The sequence below is a fragment of the Gardnerella sp. CCPDSM genome (genome assembly GCF_056754715.1).
In genome coordinates, this window is the sequence record NZ_JBQEQO010000051.1 from 1 (window position 1) to 593 (window position 593).

1 protein-coding gene and 1 pseudogene are annotated in these 593 nt (G+C 38.8%); both read left to right on the top strand.

Going from position 1 to position 593, the window contains the following annotated elements; genetic code table 11:
- Window positions 1-120 (top strand): annotated as a pseudogene (locus tag ACTJLE_RS06450) (toxin-antitoxin system protein); the annotation flags it as partial.
- Window positions 120-443 (top strand): type II toxin-antitoxin system RelE/ParE family toxin, encoded by a 324-nt coding sequence (locus tag ACTJLE_RS06455; protein WP_415694053.1) that lies wholly within the window; start codon window positions 120-122, stop codon window positions 441-443. The pseudogene ACTJLE_RS06450 and the gene ACTJLE_RS06455, both read left to right, overlap by 1 nt.
- The last annotated feature ends 150 nt before the right edge of the window (window positions 444-593 follow it).

The following is a 593-nucleotide window of genomic DNA, read 5'->3' on the forward strand; positions in this document are numbered from 1 at the left end:
CAAGATGATATGGATGAGAAAACGTTTAACGCGTTGATGGCTAAAGGTTATGATCAGGCGGTTCGTGGTGATAGTTATCCGATAGATGATGTTTTTGAAGAGCTTGAACGAGGTCTTTAATGGATGAGTATAAAGTAAAAGTTACTCGTCAGGCGAAAGAGCATCTTGCACTTATTCGAGAATATATTGCCACTGAGTTAAAAGAGCCGATAATAGCTAAAAGAATACTCGAGCTGTTGAAGTCGGAAATGATGTCTTTACAGACGATGCCTTATCGTGTGAAGTTAATTGGCGAGCAACCGTGGTGTGAGCTTGGTTTTAGAAGAATACGCGTAAAAAATTATTACGTTTATTTTTGTGTTGATGAGAGTAGAAAAGAAGTTCAAATACTCGCGGTTATTTACGTGAGGAGAGACCAGGCTAAGCAACTGGAACAATTGTGATGTAAACGTGTTATCAAGCCAATCTCAAACCTTTTAACGATAGAAAAAGCTATCGTTAAAAAGTGCACCCACTATCCATAGTGTGCACTCAAAAAGTGTAGCTATATTTGGAGTTCTCTCAATCCACGTTGAGAGTGTCGTATTGATGTC

Coding starts and splice junctions, on each gene's coding strand:
- ACTJLE_RS06455 (WP_415694053.1), top strand. CDS start 120: ATGGATGAGTATAAAGTAAAAGTTACTCGTCAGGCGAAAGAGCATCTT.